Source organism: Streptomyces sp. Ag82_O1-12 (assembly GCF_900182715.1).
Lineage (GTDB): Bacteria > Actinomycetota > Actinomycetes > Streptomycetales > Streptomycetaceae > Streptomyces > Streptomyces massasporeus.
This window is the reverse complement of sequence record NZ_FXUW01000001.1, coordinates 3,590,115-3,606,372: the sequence shown is the minus strand read 5'-3', so window position 1 is coordinate 3,606,372 and position 16,258 is coordinate 3,590,115. Positions and strand designations below refer to the sequence as shown.

The 16,258-nt window shown below is 72.0% G+C and carries 16 protein-coding genes and 1 tRNA gene; 13 read left to right on the top strand and 4 right to left on the bottom strand.

What is annotated here, in order from left to right:
* Positions 1–53: 53 nt before the first annotated feature.
* Complete coding sequence (locus tag QOL88_RS16395; RefSeq protein ID WP_373559287.1) at positions 54–602, bottom strand: 5-formyltetrahydrofolate cyclo-ligase; 549 nt, start codon at positions 600–602, stop codon at positions 54–56.
* A gap of 168 nt (positions 603–770) precedes the next feature.
* Between QOL88_RS16395 and galU the strand changes: the two genes are divergently transcribed.
* The 7 genes from galU to QOL88_RS16360 all read left to right on the top strand — a co-directional run bounded on the left by galU (position 771) and on the right by QOL88_RS16360 (position 6,288).
* Positions 771–1,670, top strand: coding sequence for a UTP--glucose-1-phosphate uridylyltransferase GalU (gene galU / locus QOL88_RS16390; RefSeq protein WP_097223030.1), 900 nt, complete (start codon positions 771–773; stop codon positions 1,668–1,670).
* Between the two features lie 4 nt (positions 1,671–1,674).
* Positions 1,675–3,012 carry a molybdotransferase-like divisome protein Glp gene (gene glp, locus QOL88_RS16385; protein ID WP_097217136.1) on the top strand — a complete coding sequence of 446 codons (1,338 nt, stop codon included), beginning with the start codon at positions 1,675–1,677 and terminating at the stop codon, positions 3,010–3,012.
* Positions 3,013–3,094: 82 nt separating this feature from the next.
* On the top strand, positions 3,095–3,604 hold the full coding sequence (gene moaC / locus QOL88_RS16380) for a cyclic pyranopterin monophosphate synthase MoaC (protein WP_097217135.1): 510 nt from the start codon (positions 3,095–3,097) through the stop codon (positions 3,602–3,604).
* Complete coding sequence (locus QOL88_RS16375; protein ID WP_097217134.1) at positions 3,601–4,101, top strand: MogA/MoaB family molybdenum cofactor biosynthesis protein; 501 nt, start codon at positions 3,601–3,603, stop codon at positions 4,099–4,101. The genes moaC and QOL88_RS16375 overlap by 4 nt, the downstream gene beginning before the upstream one ends.
* Before the next feature lie 23 nt (positions 4,102–4,124).
* Entirely contained in the window at positions 4,125–4,745 is a 621-nt protein-coding gene (locus tag QOL88_RS16370; protein WP_097223029.1) for a GNAT family N-acetyltransferase, read from the top strand.
* Between the two features lie 171 nt (positions 4,746–4,916).
* Positions 4,917–6,131: a divisome protein SepX/GlpR gene (gene sepX, locus QOL88_RS16365; RefSeq protein ID WP_097217133.1), complete on the top strand. Its 1,215-nt coding sequence runs from the start codon at positions 4,917–4,919 to the stop codon at positions 6,129–6,131.
* A gap of 83 nt (positions 6,132–6,214) precedes the next feature.
* Positions 6,215–6,288 (top strand) — tRNA-Ala (locus tag QOL88_RS16360).
* A 65-nt stretch (positions 6,289–6,353) separates the two neighbouring features.
* On the opposite strand, the gene QOL88_RS16355 is transcribed toward QOL88_RS16360, so the two are convergent.
* Positions 6,354–6,830: a GNAT family N-acetyltransferase gene (locus tag QOL88_RS16355; protein WP_097217132.1), complete on the bottom strand. Its 477-nt coding sequence runs from the start codon at positions 6,828–6,830 to the stop codon at positions 6,354–6,356.
* Positions 6,831–6,890: 60 nt separating this feature from the next.
* On the opposite strand from QOL88_RS16355, the gene xth reads away from it, so the two are divergent.
* Entirely contained in the window at positions 6,891–7,694 is an 804-nt protein-coding gene (gene xth / locus QOL88_RS16350; protein WP_097217131.1) for an exodeoxyribonuclease III, read from the top strand.
* 12 nt (positions 7,695–7,706) lie between these two features.
* On the opposite strand, the gene QOL88_RS16345 is transcribed toward xth, so the two are convergent.
* The gene (locus QOL88_RS16345) at positions 7,707–8,324 is read right to left on the bottom strand and encodes a MerR family transcriptional regulator (protein WP_097223028.1); all 618 of its coding nucleotides are present in this window, start codon (positions 8,322–8,324) and stop codon (positions 7,707–7,709) included.
* A gap of 155 nt (positions 8,325–8,479) precedes the next feature.
* On the opposite strand from QOL88_RS16345, the gene QOL88_RS16340 reads away from it, so the two are divergent.
* The 4 genes from QOL88_RS16340 (at position 8,480) to QOL88_RS16325 (ending at position 12,105) form a co-directional block, all read left to right on the top strand.
* Positions 8,480–10,003, top strand: coding sequence for a flavin-containing monooxygenase (locus QOL88_RS16340; protein WP_097217130.1), 1,524 nt, complete (start codon positions 8,480–8,482; stop codon positions 10,001–10,003).
* Entirely contained in the window at positions 10,000–10,923 is a 924-nt protein-coding gene (locus QOL88_RS16335; RefSeq protein ID WP_097217129.1) for an alpha/beta fold hydrolase, read from the top strand. Before QOL88_RS16340 ends, QOL88_RS16335 begins: the two co-directional genes overlap by 4 nt.
* Positions 10,920–11,804 (top strand): SDR family oxidoreductase, encoded by an 885-nt coding sequence (locus QOL88_RS16330; RefSeq protein WP_097217128.1) that lies wholly within the window; start codon positions 10,920–10,922, stop codon positions 11,802–11,804. The genes QOL88_RS16335 and QOL88_RS16330 overlap by 4 nt, the downstream gene beginning before the upstream one ends.
* A gap of 76 nt (positions 11,805–11,880) precedes the next feature.
* Entirely contained in the window at positions 11,881–12,105 is a 225-nt protein-coding gene (locus tag QOL88_RS16325) for a hypothetical protein (RefSeq protein WP_097217127.1), read from the top strand.
* Between the two features lie 68 nt (positions 12,106–12,173).
* Here QOL88_RS16325 and QOL88_RS16320 read toward each other — a convergent pair whose 3' ends face one another.
* Entirely contained in the window at positions 12,174–15,464 is a 3,291-nt protein-coding gene (locus QOL88_RS16320) for a S41 family peptidase (RefSeq protein ID WP_097217126.1), read from the bottom strand.
* A gap of 155 nt (positions 15,465–15,619) precedes the next feature.
* On the opposite strand from QOL88_RS16320, the gene QOL88_RS16315 reads away from it, so the two are divergent.
* On the top strand, positions 15,620–16,225 hold the full coding sequence (locus tag QOL88_RS16315) for a TetR/AcrR family transcriptional regulator (RefSeq protein WP_097217125.1): 606 nt from the start codon (positions 15,620–15,622) through the stop codon (positions 16,223–16,225).
* The last annotated feature ends 33 nt before the right edge of the window (positions 16,226–16,258 follow it).

Sequence of the window (16,258 nt, the reverse complement as noted above, 5' to 3'; positions counted from 1 at the left end):
TGACACCCGTAGGACGAACGGCCCTCCACGCACGCGTGGAGGGCCGTTTCGCGTCACGGCTCCCGGATGAACCGCCGTACGCCCGACGGTGTCACCACCGCGTGCACCGGCCGGTCGTGCGGCTCCTCCGGGACGTGCCCGACGACCTCGGAGTCGTACAGCAGCACCACCAGGGCGGGATGGGCGCCCGCCCGCTCCAGCCGTGCCAGGACCCGGTCGTACGAGCCGCCGCCTCGCCCGAGCCGCATCCCGCGCGCGTCCACCGCGAGCCCCGGCAGCAGCACCGCGTCGGCGGTGGTCACGGCGTCCGGCCCGAGGCGCTCGCCCGAGGGTTCGAAGAGGGCCATCCTGCCGCCGTGTTGCACACGCGCCAGGGAGCCCTCGCCTTCGTACGGTCCCCAGTCCAGGTCGTTGTCGGGCAGCAGGGCCGGCAGCAGCACGCGCACGCCCCTGGCGTGCAGTGCGTCCAGGAGCGCGCGGGTGCCCGGCTCGCTCCCCACCGAGACGTACGCCGCCACCGTCCCGGCCTGCCCCAACTCGGGCAGCTCCAGCGCCCGCCCGGCCAGCGCGGTCGACGTTTCCCGCAGGTCATCCGCCGTCAACCTGCTCCTCACCGCGAGGATCCCGCGCCGCAAACTCCGCTTGTCAGGCTCGCCCGGACGTGCGATAGACCTCAATGGTTGCTCCCGTACTATGGCAATACGCTCATATGAGCGCCTATGAACCGGAGCCGCAGATTCCATGCAAAGGCACCGGATAGGGTGGCGGACATGACTCAGCACCCTCGGATCAGCAAGGCTGTCATTCCCGCAGCAGGCCTCGGCACCCGGTTCCTGCCGGCCACCAAAGCCACTCCCAAGGAGATGCTGCCGGTCGTGGACAAGCCCGCGATCCAGTACGTGGTCGAGGAGGCGGTCGCCGCGGGTCTCGACGACGTCCTCATGGTGACGGGCCGCAACAAGCGCCCCCTCGAGGACCACTTCGACCGCAACTACGAGCTCGAGTCGGCCCTGCAGAAGAAGGGCGACGCCGGCCGTCTCGCCAAGGTGCAGGAGTCCAGCGACCTCGCGACGATGCACTACGTCCGCCAGGGCGACCCCAAGGGCCTCGGCCACGCCGTCCTGTGCGCCGCCCCGCACGTGGGCGAGGAGCCCTTCGCGGTCCTCCTCGGCGACGACCTCATCGACCCCCGCGACCCGCTGCTGCAGCGCATGGTCGAGGTGCAGGAGCAGCGCGGCGGCAGCGTCATCGCGCTCATGGAGGTCGCCCCCGAGCAGATCCACCTCTACGGCTGCGCGGCCGTGGAGACCACCGAGGACAGTGACGTCGTCCAGGTCAGCGGCCTCATCGAGAAGCCCGACCCGGCCGACGCGCCCTCCAACTACGCCATCATCGGCCGCTACGTCCTCGACCCGCACATCTTCGACATACTGCGCAAGACCGAGCCCGGCCGGGGCGGCGAGATCCAGCTCACCGACGCCCTCCAGCAGCTCGCCGAGGACGAGACCATCGGCGGCCCCGTGCACGGCGTCGTCTTCAAGGGCCGCCGTTATGACACCGGCGACCGCGGCGACTACCTGCGTGCCATTGTCCGACTCGCATGCGAACGTGAAGACCTGGGCCCGGAGTTCCGGACCTGGCTTCGCAGTTACGTAGCCGAGGAGATGTAGCACGTTGAGCAGCGCCGCGCCCCACGTCACCGGCCAGGACTTCGGCCCCGACCACCTCTGGTCGGTGGACGAGCACCTGGAGGACATCCTCGCCACCGTCCGGCCCCTGGAACCCATCGAGCTGCACCTGCTCGACGCCCAGGGCTGCGTCCTCGTCGAGGACATCACGGTGCCGGTGTCCCTGCCGCCCTTCGACAACAGCTCGATGGACGGATACGCGGTACGGGTCGCGGACGTCGCGGGCGCGAGCGAGGAGTTCCCGGCGGCCCTGGAGGTCGTCGGGGACGTCGCAGCCGGCCAGGCCGAACTGCTCCCCGTGGGCCCCGGCCAGGCCGCCCGCATCATGACCGGCGCCCCCCTGCCGCCCGGCGCCGAGACGGTCGTGCCCGTCGAGTGGACCGACGGCGGGCTCGGCGAGGGCCCGGTGCGCGGCATGCTCGCCCGCAGCCTCGGCCCCGAGGGCGCCACCGGGCACGTGCAGGTGTACCGCCCGGCCGAGGCACGCGCCCACGTGCGCGCCAAGGGCAGCGACGTGAAGGCCGGCGACCGCGCCCTGGAGGCCGGCACCGTCCTCGGCCCGCCGCAGATCTCCCTGCTCGCCGCGATCGGCCGCGGCACCGTCCGGGTCCGCCCGCGCCCGCGCGTGGTGGTGCTCTCCACCGGCAGCGAACTCGTCCAGCCCGACACGGAACTGGGCACCGGTCAGATCTACGACTCCAACAGCTTCGCCCTCACCGCCGCCGCCCGTGACGCCGGCGCCATCGCCTACCGGGTGGGTGCCGTCGCCGACGACGCCGAGACCCTGCGCTCCACCATCGAGGACCAGCTGGTCCGCGCCGACCTGGTGGTCACCACCGGAGGCGTGAGCGTCGGCGCGTACGACGTGGTCAAGGAGGCGCTGTCGCACGTCGGCGACGAGGACGAGCCCGGCAGCGGCATCGACTTCCGCAAGCTCGCCATGCAGCCCGGCAAGCCCCAGGGCTTCGGCTCCATCGGCCCCGACCACACCCCGCTGCTGGCCCTGCCCGGCAACCCGGTGTCGTCGTACGTCTCCTTCGAGCTGTTCGTCCGCCCCGCGATCCGCACCCTCATGGGTCTGCGGGACGTCCACCGCCCCACGACCCGGGCGAGGCTGACCGCCGACAAGGCGCTGACCTCCCCCAAGGGCCGCCGTCAGTTCCTGCGCGGCACCTACGCCGACGGCAAGGTCACCCCGGTCGGCGGCGCCGGATCCCACCTGGTCGCCGCCCTCGCCCACGCGGACGCCCTGATCGCCGTCCCCGAGGACACCGTCTCCGTCGAGCCCGGCACCGAGGTCGAGGTGGTCCTGCTCGGCCGATAGCCGCTGGTTGGGGGTACCGTGTCGCGCACAACAGGCCCGTGCGCCGCACCGCGACGGGCCCGGACCGGGAGCGCGACACAGCATGAGCACGCAGGACCCACCCCCGCCGGACGACCGTACGCCGGACCGGCTGACGCACATCGACGAGGCGGGCGCCGCCCGTATGGTCGACGTGTCGGAGAAGGACGTGACCGCGCGCACCGCACGCGCCAGCGGACGCGTCCTCGTCTCGCCCCGCGTGATCGAGCTGCTGCGCGGTGAGGGTGTCCCCAAGGGCGACGCCCTCGCGACCGCGCGGATCGCGGGGATCATGGGCGCCAAACGAACCCCCGATCTGATCCCGCTCTGTCACCCGTTGTCGGTGTCCGGTGTGAAACTGGACCTGTCGGTCGCGGACGACGCCGTGGAGATCCTGGCCACCGTGAAGACGACGGACCGCACGGGTGTCGAGATGGAGGCCCTCACCGCGGTCTCCGTCGCCGCGCTCACCGTGATCGACATGGTCAAGGCGGTCGACAAGGGAGCGGTCATCACGGACGTACGGGTGGAGGAGAAGACGGGCGGCAAGTCGGGCCACTGGAGCCGGTCATGACCTACCGCGCTCTCGTCGTCACGGCCTCGAACCGGGCCGCCGCCGGGATCTACGAGGACAAGGGCGGCCCGATGGTCTCCCACGGCCTGAAGAGCTTCGGCTTCGAGGTCGACGGCCCCCAGGTCGTCCCCGACGGCGACCCCGTCGAGGCGGCCCTGCGCGCAGGTGTCGACGCCGGCTACGACGTCATCGTCACCACCGGCGGCACCGGCATCTCGCCCACCGACCGCACCCCCGAGGCGACCCGCCGCGTGATCGACCACGAGGTGCCGGGCATCGCCGAGGCCATCCGGGCGTTCGGCCGGGAGAAGGTGCCGACCGCGGCGCTCTCCCGGGGCCTGGCCGGAGTGGCCGGCGGCACGCTGATCGTCAATCTGCCCGGCTCCAGCGGCGGAGTGAAGGACGGCCTCGCCGTCCTTCAGCCGCTGCTGATCCACGCCGTGGAGCAGATCCGGGGCGGCGACCACCCCAGACCCGGCAGCGGGGGTGCGAGCTGAACAGCCCATCCTGGCCCGTGGAGCTGGTGGACGGCGACATCGTCCTTCGGCCGATAAAGCTGCGCGACCAGCGGGCATGGCGCGAGGTCAACCGGCGCAACCGCGACTGGCTGCGCCCCTGGGAGGCGACGATCCCGCCGCCCACGCCCGGCGGGCCGATGACGCACCGCCCGACCTTCCGCCAGATGGTCCGCCACCTGAGGTCGGAGGCGAACGCGGGCCGGATGCTGCCCTTCGTCATCGAGTACCAGGGGCGGCTGGTCGGGCAGTTGACGGTCGCCGGCATCACCTGGGGCTCGATGTGCTCGGGTCACGTCGGTTACTGGGTGGACGAGTCGGTGGCGGGACGCGGCGTCATGCCGACGGCGGTGGCTCTGGTCACGGACCACTGTTTCCGCACCGTCGGACTGCACCGCATCGAGGTCTGCATTCGCCCGGAGAACGCGCCCAGCCGCCGGGTCGTGGAAAAACTCGGATTCCGCGAGGAGGGGCTGCGTCCGCGTTATCTCCACATCGACGGGGCCTGGCGCGACCATCTCGTCTTCGCCCTCACCGCGGAAGAGGTCCCGGACGGGTTGCTCAGGCGCTGGCACCGGGCACGATCGCAGCGTAATCCGGGAATGCGGCACCACCCCGGAAATTGAATAAGTGTTCGAAATTGATCGCCTGGTGATCGTCTCAGGGCAATGAATTCCCGGCCTGGGCGGTCTGCTGATCGCATCGGTCACAAGAAAAGTTCGAAATATCAGCCAGATCGTGCGACACACCGGCTCAATTGGCAGATGGCCTCACGCAAACCCCTCTACGGTGTGAGCGTGAGCAGCAGCGGCCTCATCTACGCAGTCATTGTCGGGGCCTGGGCCGCCTACTTGGTGCCGATGTGGCTCCGTAGGCAGGACGAGCTGAACGAGGCCCGTCCGACGGAACGCTTCAGCACCGCCATCCGGCTGCTGTCCGGACGGGCGGGAATGGAGCGCCGGTACGCCAAGGACCTGCGGGCGCGCTCCACCGACGAGGGGGAGCAGGACGCCGACAACCTGGACGCCGTCACCGACTCGGTGGACGTCCGGGCCTTCGCCGTGTCCAAGACCCGTCGGCAGACCCAGGCGCCCGTCCCGTCGCCCGCCCCCGAGCCCCAGGCCCGGCCCGCGGCCCCCGAACCCCCCGTCCGGCAGTCGCCCGCACCGAACGCGGCCGCTTCCGGCCGCCCCCGGGAACGGGTACCGGCCGCCCGGCGCAACGCCTCGGCGCAGGCGAACGAGGCGGCCGCGGCACGAGCCCGGCGCACGAAGGTGCTCGCGCGCCGCCGGCGCACCACCACCATGCTGTTCCTCGCCTTCACCGTCGGCGCGATCGTCGCGGCGGTCGGCGGGCTCGCGTTCCTGTGGGCCCCCGGCGTGCCCGCGGTCATGCTCAGCGTCTACATCGCGTACCTGCGCTCCCAGGAGCGCCGCCGCTTCGCCTACCAGATGGACCGCCGCCAGGCCGAGGCCGCGGCCCAGCGCCTGCGGGAGCGCCAGCGTCAGCCCCGCCGACGCCCCCTGGCCGCCGACGAGAACGACGAACCGGAGGAGGGACCCGAGCCGGTGACCGACCCCGGCCTGTCGGCCCTCGCGGCGGACCGGCGCGCCCTCGTCGAGCAGACCGACCACGCGGAGTGGGTCGACCAGCAGCGCGAGCGGCAGCGGCGCCCCGGGCAGGGCGGCGACAGCTGGGAGCCGGTGCCGGTGCCCCTGCCGACCTACGTGACGGCCCCGGTCGCCCCGCGGGCCACCAGCGACGTGGACCTCAGCGCCCCCGACACCTGGAGCTCGGCCCGGTCGAGCACGGTCGCCCCGAACGCGGAGAACGAGCCCGCCGTGGATCACCACCCGGGCGAGCCGGACCCCTCCACCCCGGACACGGACGACGGCGACGGGCGCTCCGACGCGCGCCGGGCGGCCTCCGCCCGACGGGCCCGCGAGCGCGGCCGCACCCCGCTTTTCGACCAGTACGAGGACGGGGATCGCCCCCGGGCCGCCAACGAGTAGCCCCGCGAAGCCGCAGGTGACCGCCCCTCGGGAACGGATTTCCAAGCAGGCCGATCGGGGTGCTAAAGTTTCACTCGTTGCAAGGGCCTGTGGCGCAGTCCGGTAGCGCACCTCGTTCGCATCGAGGGGGCCAGGGGTTCAAATCCCCTCAGGTCCACGCAGCTCAGAGCCCCGGTCGGGAATCCCGACCGGGGCTCTGACGTGTGTTCAGCACCCCGTGGGTCAGAGGCTCTTCGCGAAGCAGCGGCTCGCGTCGTGGAAGCGGTAGTAGCCGAACTTGGCGCACGGCTCGTAGCCGCTGGACGTGTACAGGGCGATGGCCTCGGGCTGCTTGGTGCCGGTCTCCAGGACCATGCGGACGCGACCCGCCGTGCGGGCGTCCTCCTCCAGGGCGGCCAGGATGCGGCGGGCGAGACCCCGGCCGCGCATGCCGTCGATCACATACATGCGCTTGAGCTCGGCGTCGCCGTCGGCGTTGCCCTCGTCGTTGGCGTCCTGAGCACGCCAGCCACCCGACGCCACGGGCGTGCCGTCCTCGTCGTACGCGATCAGGTAGGTGCCGTTCGGCGGGTCGAAGTCCGCGGCGGCCATGGGCGTGGCGTCGCCGTCGTCGCCGTAGCGGACGGCGTACTCGGCCTGGACCTGGTCGTTCAGCTTCAAGGCGTCGGGGTGGTCGAAGGAGACCCGGCGTATGTGCATGGCCGCTACCGTATTCGATCCGGAAATGGACCTCGTCCAGGGTGCCGGTATCGTGCCGGGGTGCTCACTGTGACCTCTGTGAATGTGAACGGGCTGCGTGCCGCCGCGAAGAAGGGCTTCGTGGAGTGGCTCGCCGAGACCGAAGCCGATGTGCTGTGCCTCCAGGAGGTGCGGGCCGAGCCGGAGCAGCTGCCGGAGCACGTCCGTGCGCCCGAGGGGTGGCATGTGGTGCACGCGCCGGCCGCGGCCAAGGGACGGGCCGGGGTGTCCCTGTACAGCCGCCGCGAGCCCGACCGGGTGCGGATCGGTTTCGGGTCGGAAGAGTTCGACGGCAGTGGGCGGTACGTGGAGATCGACCTGCCGGGGGTCACCGTCGCCTCCCTCTATCTGCCCTCCGGCGAGGTCGGCACCGAGCGGCAGGACGAGAAGGAACGCTTCATGGGCGAGTTCCTCGCCTACCTCAAGGAGCTGCGGGAGCGTTCCGCCGCCGAGGGGCGCGAGGTGCTCGTCTGCGGCGACTGGAACATCGCCCACCAGCAGGCCGACCTGAAAAACTGGCGCGGGAACCAGAAGAACTCCGGGTTCCTGCCGGAGGAGCGGGAGTGGCTGACCCGGGTCTTCGAGCCCGCGGACGGCGGGTTCGTCGATGTCGTCCGTGCGCTCCACCCGGACACCGAGGGGCCGTACTCCTGGTGGTCGTATCGGGGGCGGGCCTTCGATAACGGCACAGGGTGGAGGATCGACCTCCACGTGGCCACCCCGGGGCTCGCCGAGCGCGCGGTGAAGGGGTTCGTGGAGCGAGCCGCCACGCATGCCGAGCGGTGGTCCGACCACGCGCCCGTGACCGTCGTCTACGACCGCTAGGACCGCCGCCCGCTACGGCCTGCGCATCCTGCGGTCCAACGCCAGCGACAGTTCCGCCTCCACCACGCTGCGGGCCAGGGGGCGCAGGCGGGGGAGGTCTTCGGGGGTGGCGTGGTCGAGGACCAGGTCGGTGAAGAGTTCGGCCAGGGCGTCGGCGTGGGTGCGGACCTGTTTGGCCGCGGCGAGGACCGCGGCGAGGGGGATGCCCTCGTGGACCAGGGCCGAGGAGACGTCGAGGAGGCGGCGGCTGACGTGGACGATTTCCTCGCCGTCGGTGCCGAGGTAGCCGAGGTCCATCGCGGCGGCGAGGTTCTCCGGGGTGGCCTCGCCCGCGAAGTGGTCGGCGAGTTCCTCGGGGGTGAGGTGGACCGGCTCCTCCTCGGTGGGGCCGCCGACGCCGAGCAGGTCGCCGACGTCGCGGCCGTGGTCGAAGGCCTCGGCCAGTTCCGCGATGCCGCTGAGGGTGTGGCCGCGCTCCAGCAGGGCCGTGATCGTGCGCAGCCGGGCCAGGTGGTGGTCGTCGTACCAGGCGATGCGGCCCTCGCGGCGGGGTGGCGGGATCAGTTTGCGTTCGCGGTAGAAGCGCAGGGTGCGCACCGTGATCCCGGCGAGGCGGGCCAGCTCTTCCATGCGGTATTCACGCTTCTCGGCCACCTGGGCACCTTAAGGCGTACCAGGGGTAACTTTCCTGGCCCCGCCCCCTACCCATCAGTACGCCGCTGCCCTACGCTCCCATTGCGCCAGTGTTCACTGGCACGGTTCTCGTGGTGTGTGGAGGTGTCGGCATGGGCGAGCGCGAACACGAACATGTGCGGGTCGCGGTGGTCGGGTCCGGGTTCGGCGGGCTGGGGGCCGCCGTGCGGCTGCGCCGGGAGGGTGTCACCGACTTCGTCGTCCTGGAGCGGGCGAGCAGTGTCGGCGGCACCTGGCGGGACAACAGCTACCCGGGGTGTGCGTGTGACGTGCCGTCCCATCTGTACTCGTTCTCCTTCGCGCCCAACCCCGACTGGCCGCGCACCTTCTCGGGGCAGGAGCACATCCGCGCCTATCTGGAGCACGTGACGGACGTGTTCCGGCTGCGGCCGCACATCCGCTTCGACTCGGAGGTGAAGCGGATGGCCTGGGACGGCGAGCGGCTGTGCTGGGACATCGAGACCAGCAGCGGGAGCCTCTCGGCGGACTTCGTCGTGTCGGCGACCGGGCCGCTGTCCGACCCGAAGGTGCCGGACATCCCCGGCCTGGAGTCCTTCCCGGGCAAGGTGTTCCACTCCGCCCGCTGGGACCACGACTACGACCTGCGCGGCAAGCGCGTCGCGATGGTGGGGACCGGTGCCTCGGCCGCCCAGATCGTGCCGGCGATCCAGCCCGACGTCTCCCGGCTCACCCTGTTCCAGCGCACGGCGCCCTGGGTGATGCCCCGCATGGACCGGGCCATCAGCGAGGCCGAGCAGTGGGTGCACCGGCGGTTGCCCTTCACCTCGCAGCTCCGGCGCGGACTGCTCTGGGGCATCCGCGAGTTGCAGGTCCAGGCGTTCACCAAGCATCCCAAGCAGCTCGGGCTGGTCGAGGACCTCGCCCGGCGCAACATGGCCCGCTCCATCAAGGATCCGGCCCTGCGGGCGAAGCTCACCCCGGACTACCGCATCGGCTGCAAGCGGATCCTGCTGTCCAGCGCGTACTACCCGGCGATCGCGCGGCCCAACGTGGATGTCGTCGCCAGCGGCCTCGCCGAGGTGCGCGGCTCGACCCTGGTCGCCGCCGACGGCAGCGAGGCCGAGGTGGACGCGATCGTCTTCGGCACCGGGTTCCACGTCACCGACATGCCCATCGCCGACCGGGTGGTGGGCGCCGACGGGCGGACCCTCGCCGAGACCTGGAAGGGCGGCATGGAGGCCCTGCGCGGCGCCTCGGCGGCCGGCTTCCCCAACTGGATGACGGTTATCGGGCCCAACACCGGCCTCGGGAACTCCTCGATGATCCTCATGATCGAGTCCCAGCTGAACTACCTCGCCGACTACGTCCGTCAGCTCGACGTCCTCGGCGGCCGGGTCGCCCTCGACGCCCGCCCGGACGCCGTGCGCGCCTGGAACCACCGGGTGCAGGAGCGCATGAAGCGCACCGTGTGGAACACCGGCGGCTGCACCAGCTGGTACCTCGACGCCAGCGGCCGCAACACCACCATCTGGCCCGGTACGACCGCCGAGTTCCGGCGGGCGACACGGCGGGTGGACCTCGCGGAGTACGACGTCCTGCGGGCGCCCGCGGCGAAGAAGGCCACCGCTGCGCAGAAGGCGGGGGTGGACGCGTGAGCCGCCTCCTGCACGTCGACTCCGGGCCCTACGCCCCGCCAGTCCCGGCGCGTGAACTGACCGCCGTCTCCGCCGACGGAGCCCGGCTGCACGTGGAGGTGCACGGGCCCGAGGGCGCGCCCGCCGTCGTCCTCGTCCACGGCTGGACCTGCTCCACCGCCTTCTGGGCGGCGCAGATCCGCGACCTGGCGGCCGGCCACCGGGTCATCGCCTACGACCAGCGCGGCCACGGACGCAGCCCCGCGAGCCCGGCGTGCAGCTCCGACGCGCTCGCCGACGATCTGGAAGCCGTCCTCGAGGCCACCCTCGCGCCCGGCGAACAGGCCGTGATCGCCGGGCACTCGATGGGCGGGATGACCGTGATGGCGGCTTCCGGGAGAGCCGCCTTCCGGACGCACGCCGCCGCCGTCCTGCTGTGCAGCACGGGCAGTTCGCAGCTGGTCGCCGCCTCCACCGTCGTGCCCATGCGGGCGGGGCGGGTACGGACCTGGCTGACCCGGCGGATCCTCGGCTCCCGTGCCCCGCTCGGGCCGGTCACGCCACTGGCCCGCCGGATCCTCAAGTACGGCACGATGGGCCCCGGTTCGGCCCCGCACATGATCGAGGCCTGCGCCCGGATCGTGCACGCCTGCCCCCGCAAGGTCCGCTACTCCTGGTCGCAGGTGCTGGATCTGCTCGACCTGGACCACGGGGTGCGGGAGCTGGACGTGCCCACGGCCGTGATCGTCGGTACGGCGGACCGGCTGACCCCGCCGGTGCAGGCCCGGGCCCTGGCCGCGGCGCTGCCGCGGTGCACCGGGATCGTCGAACTGCCGGGCATCGGCCACATGACGCCCATCGAGACGCCCGAACTGGTCACCGGCACCATCCGGGAGCTCGTCCACGCACACATCCAGGTCGTATCCGAGGAGAGCGCATGAGCAGGGTGAGCCTCGAAGGCAAGGTCGCCGTGGTGACCGGGGCGGCACGCGGCGTCGGGGAGTTGCTGGCCCGCAAGCTCTCCGCGCGGGGCGTGAAGGTGGCGCTGGTCGGCCTGGAGCCGGACGCGCTCAAGCAGGTCTCCGCGCGGCTGCACAGCGAGAGCGACCACTGGCACGCCGACGTCACCGACCACGAGGCGATGGTCCGCGTCGCGGGCGAGGTCAAGGAGCGCTTCGGCCGGGTCGACATCGTCGTCGCCAACGCCGGTGTCGCCACCGGCGGTCCGTTCGCCGACTCCGACCCGGAGTCCTGGCGGCGGGTGATCGAGGTCAACCTGATCGGCTCGGCGGTGACCGGCCGCGCCTTCCTGCCGCTGCTGACGGAGAGCCGGGGCTATCTGCTGCAGATCGCGTCCCTCGCCGCGATCACCCCGGCGCCGATGATGACGGCGTACTGCGCGTCCAAGTCGGGCGTGGAGGCGTACGCGCACAGCCTGCGGGCCGAGGTCGGGCACCGGGGCGTGAAGGTGGGCGTCGGGTACCTGTCGTGGACCGACACCGACATGGTGCGCGGGGCCGATCAGGAGGACGTCATGCGGGAGTTGAGGCAGCGGCTGCCCTGGCCGTCCAACAAGACGTATCCGCTGGGGCCGGCCGTGGACCGGCTGGTGGAGGGGATCGAGCGCCGGTCGAGCCATGTGTACGGGCAGTGGTGGCTGCGCGGCATGCAGGGCGTGCGCGGTTCTCTGCCCGGGATCATCGGGACGGTCGGCGGGCGCGAGATGCGGCGGTTCGCGGACCGCCTGACGGGCATGCGCACGGGCCTGGTCGGGGCCGGCGGGGCGGCCGACGAGCAGCACCGGACTACGCTGCGTAAGTGATCGACATGCGCAGCGTCACGGCCCGTGTGAATCTGATCGAGCCAGATCCCCTCACCCCCAACGGGAGTGAACCCACATGGGTATGAAGGACCAGTTCCAGGAGAAGTCCGAGCAGTGGCAGAACCAGGCTCGCCAGAAGGCGGACCAGGCTCGCGAGCAGGTGCAGGGCCGCGGTCGCCGGCGCGACGAGGACATGGACCCCTCGCAGCCGCAGCGCGACCGTGAGCGCTCCGAGCCGCAGCGCGACCGTGAGCGTGAGCGTGACCAGGAGGACCGCTTCGACCAGGACTTCGACGCCTGACGTTGCGTGCCGAAGGGAAGGGGCTCCCCTGAGCGGGGAGTCCCTTTCCCCTTGCGCCGCCCGGGCGTTCACGTCCTGGGCGGCAGCTTCGGACGGGAGCGGTCCGGTACGTCGCTGTAGGTCGGCGGTGTCGCGGGCGGGTTGGTCTCCAGCAGCCCGAGCGCCAGCTCCACCGCGTCGGTCAGCTGGGCGTGCCGCCCCTCGGCCCAGTCCAGCGGGGTGCGCAGGACGTCGATGTCGGGGGCGACGCCTTTGTTCTCCACAGACCAGCCGTACGCGTCGAACCAGGCCGCGTTCATCGGCACCGTGATCACCGTGCCGTCGCCCAGTTCGTGGCGGCCGGTCATGCCGACCACGCCGCCCCAGGTGCGCTGTCCCACGACCGGGCCGAGCTTCAGCAGCTTGAACGCGGCTGTGATCATGTCGCCGTCGGAGGAGGTCGCCTCGTCCGCCAGGGCCACGACCGGGCCGCGCGGCGCGTTCGAGGTGTAGGACACCGGCTGGGCGTCGCGGGTCAGGTCCCAGCCCAGGATCGTCCGGCTCAGCGTCTCGATGACCAGTTCGCTGATGTGGCCGCCGGCGTTGCCGCGCACGTCCACGATCAGCGCCGGGCGGGACACCTCCATGCGCAGATCGCGGTTGAACTGGGCCCAGCCCGAACCGCCCATGTCCGGGATGTGCAGGTAGCCGCAGCGCCCGCCGCTCAACTCGCGCACCACGGCACGGCGTTTGGCCACCCAGTCCTGGTAGCGCAGTGGCCGCTCATCGACGAGCGGGACGACGGCGACCCGCCGGGGCGGGCCCCCGCCCTTGACCGGGCTTGCCGCCGAGTCTTCCGCCGACCCGGCCACCGAGCTGTTCGCCGAGCTCTCCGCCGGGTCGAAGGTCAGCTCCACCGTCGTGCCGCCCGCCCCTGCCAGCAGCGGATACGGGCCCGCGTCCGGGTCCACCGGGCGGCCGTCGACATGGGTGAGGACCGCCCCCTCCCGGATGCCCGTACCGGCCAGCGGGGAGCGGGCCTTGGAGTCGGAGGAGTCGCCGAGCAGGATCCGCTTGACCGCCCAGCCGCCTTCCCTGCGTACGAAGTTGGCGCCCAGCAGACCCTGCCGGCGCTGGTAGTGCGGCGGGCCCTCGTTGCGCCGGGCGGCGGTGACGTAGGCGTGGGACGTGCCCAGCTCGCCGAGGACCTCGCGGAGCAGGTCGGCGAACTCGTCGGGGGAGGCGACCCGTTCGACCAGCGGGCGATACTGGTCGAGCACCCCGTCCCAGTCGATGCCGCACATGTCCGGCTCCCAGAAGTAGGCCCGGATCAGCCGCCCGGCCTCCTCGTACGACTGCCGCCACTCCGCCGCCGGGTCGACCACATGGAGGATGCGGCGCGCGTCGATCCACACGGTGGAGTCGCTGTCGCCCTGCTCGTTGGCCGGCACCGCGCGCAGTTCACCCTCGTCGACGATCACCAGCCGGCTGCCGTCGCCGCTGACCGCGAACCAGTCGAGGTGCTGGGCGAGTTCGGACTTCCTGGCCTTGGTGATGCCGAAGTGCTCCAGGGTGGGGCGGCCGCTGGTGTCGTCCGGGTTGGCGAAGGTCTCGCCGAGGGCGCCCGAGATCGGCCAGCGCAGCCACACCAGCCCGCCGCCGGCGACCGGGTGCAGGGCCGAGTACTTGGAGGCGGCCACCGGGAACGGCGTGACGCGGCTCTCCAGCCCCTCGACCTCGACGGTCACGGCCCCGTGATCCCCGTTGTCGTCGTCCTCGACCGGGTCCAGGCCCCCGGCGGCCGGGCGGCCCTCGGGGTTCACCGCGAACGGGGAGGGCGTAGCGGAGGACAGCGGTACGAGGTACGGGCGGCAGCCCAGCGGGAAGGACAGGTCGCCGGTGTGCACGTCGTAGACGGGGTCGAAGCCGCGCCAGGACAGGAAGGCGAGGTAGCGGCCGTCGCGGGTGAAGACCGGGTTCTCGTCCTCGAAGCGGCCGTTGGTGACGTCGACGACGAGCCGGTCGGTGAGCCGGGCCATCTTGATCTGCCGCAGGCTCCGTCCGATGCCCGGGTGCGACCAGGTGAGCCACGCCCCGTCCGGGGAGAAGGCCAGGTCGCGCACGGGACCGTTGATCGACCGGATCAGCTCGGTGACCTCGCCGCCGGAATCCTCGGTGACGTCGACGAGGAGGAGCCGGCCGTCGTGCGAGGCGACCGCCAGCCGCTCGCCGTCGGGGTCCGAGACCAGCTCGCGTACCCGGCCCAGCTCACCGGCGGCCAGCCGTCTGGGTTCACGGGCGCCGCTCGCCCTGGGCAGGGAGGCGATCTCGACGGCGTCCTCGCCCTCGGCGTCCGTCACGTACGCCACCCGCCCGCTCCCGCCGAGCATCTCCGGCATCCGGACCCGGACGCCCGGGGTGTCGGTGAGGGTGCGGGCCGGGCCGTCGCGGTGGGTCAGCCAGTACAGGCTGCCGCGCACGACGACGGCGCTGGCCCGGCCCGTCTCGTCGACCGAGAGCCCGTCGACGTGCCGGGACGCGGCCACCTGGTAGGGGCGCCGCCCCGCCCGCGGCCCGCTGAGCCGTACGTCCAGCCGGCGCGGCACGGAGTCCGGGGACAGGTCGTCGACGATCCACAGGTCGCCCGCGCACTGGTAGACGACCCGGGTGCCGTCGCTCGCGGCGTGCCGGGCGTAGAAGGCGTCGTGGTCGGTGTGCCGGCGCAGGCCGGAGCCGTCGTAGGCGCAGGAGTAGAGGTTGCCGACGCCCTCGTGGTCGGAGAGGAACGCGATCCGGCCGCCGACGAACATGGGGGAGTGCAGATGGCCGCCGAGGCCCTCCAGCAGCCGTTCGCCGTGCAGCCAGAGCCTGCCCGTGGCGCCGCCGCGGTAGCGCTTCCAGGAGGCCGGTTCGTGCGGCGGGGTGCCGGTGAGGAGGAGGGATCTGCGCTCCCCGCCCACGTCGGCGACCTGGATGTCGGAGACCGGCCCCCAGGGCAGTTTGCGGCCCGGGTCGCCGGCCGGGGCGACCTTGTAGGCCCAGGTGAAGTAGGAGAACGGCTCGCCGTGCGAGGCCACGGCCAGGATCTCGCCGTCCGGGGTCCAGCCGCAGACCCGGGTGTCGGCGCTGCCCCAGTGGCTCACCTGGCGGGCCGGGCCGCCGTCCACCGGGACGACATGGACCTCGGGCACCAGGCTGCGCCAGCTCGTGTACGCGAGGTGGCGGCCGTCGGGCGAGAAGCGCGGGTGGCCCAGTTTGGTGCGGTCGACGGTGAGCCGCCAGGCGCGGCCGGGGGTGTCGAGCGGGGCGAGCCAGAGGTCGTCCTCGGCCACGAAGCACAGCAGGTCGTCATGGAGGTGAGGCAGGCGCAGATAGGTCACGTCCTCATGCTTTGCCGGGGGACGGACCTGGGCAAGTCAAGGCAAATCCATGGCCGTGACCCAGCACACGTACGAAACGGTTTCGTTTCTATGAGGGGGTGCGCTACCTTGAGGGCGTACGAAACCGTGTCGTTCGGAGCAGGAAGGTGAGAGAGATGGCTGAGGTCGCCGCCGCGCGTCGCAGTCGGATCACCCCCGAGCGTGAGGCCGAGCTCTACGCGGCCGTGCTCGACCTGCTCCGGGAAGTCGGCTACGACGCCCTCACCATGGACGCCGTGGCAGCCCGCACCCGCTCCAGCAAGGCCACGCTCTACCGCCAGTGGGGCGGCAAGGCCCAGCTGGTCGTCAAGGCACTGCGCCACAACAAGCCGGTCAAGAACTTCGACGAGATCGACACCGGCTCGCTGCGCGGCGACTTCCACGCCCTCATGGCGCGTGCGGACGACGCCGAGATGGAGCAGAACGGCGCGCTGATGCGCGGCCTGGCCACGGCGATGCACGCGAATCCGGATCTGCACAGCGAGTTCCGGAGCCAGATCATCGAGCCGGAGATCGCGGACTCGCGCCGCGTGCTCCAGCGCGCCGTCGACCGGGGCGAGGTCCGTGCGGACTGCCCCGCGCTCGAGTTCGTGGTGCACATGATGCTCGGCGCGTTCGTCACCTGCGCGGTTCTCGACGACCGGCCGCCGACGGCGGCCTTCCTCACCTCGTACATCGACGCCGTGGTCCTCCCCGCCCTCGGCGTACCCACCACCGACTAGTCCCCTCAGCTAGCCCCTACCTGACGTATCCGC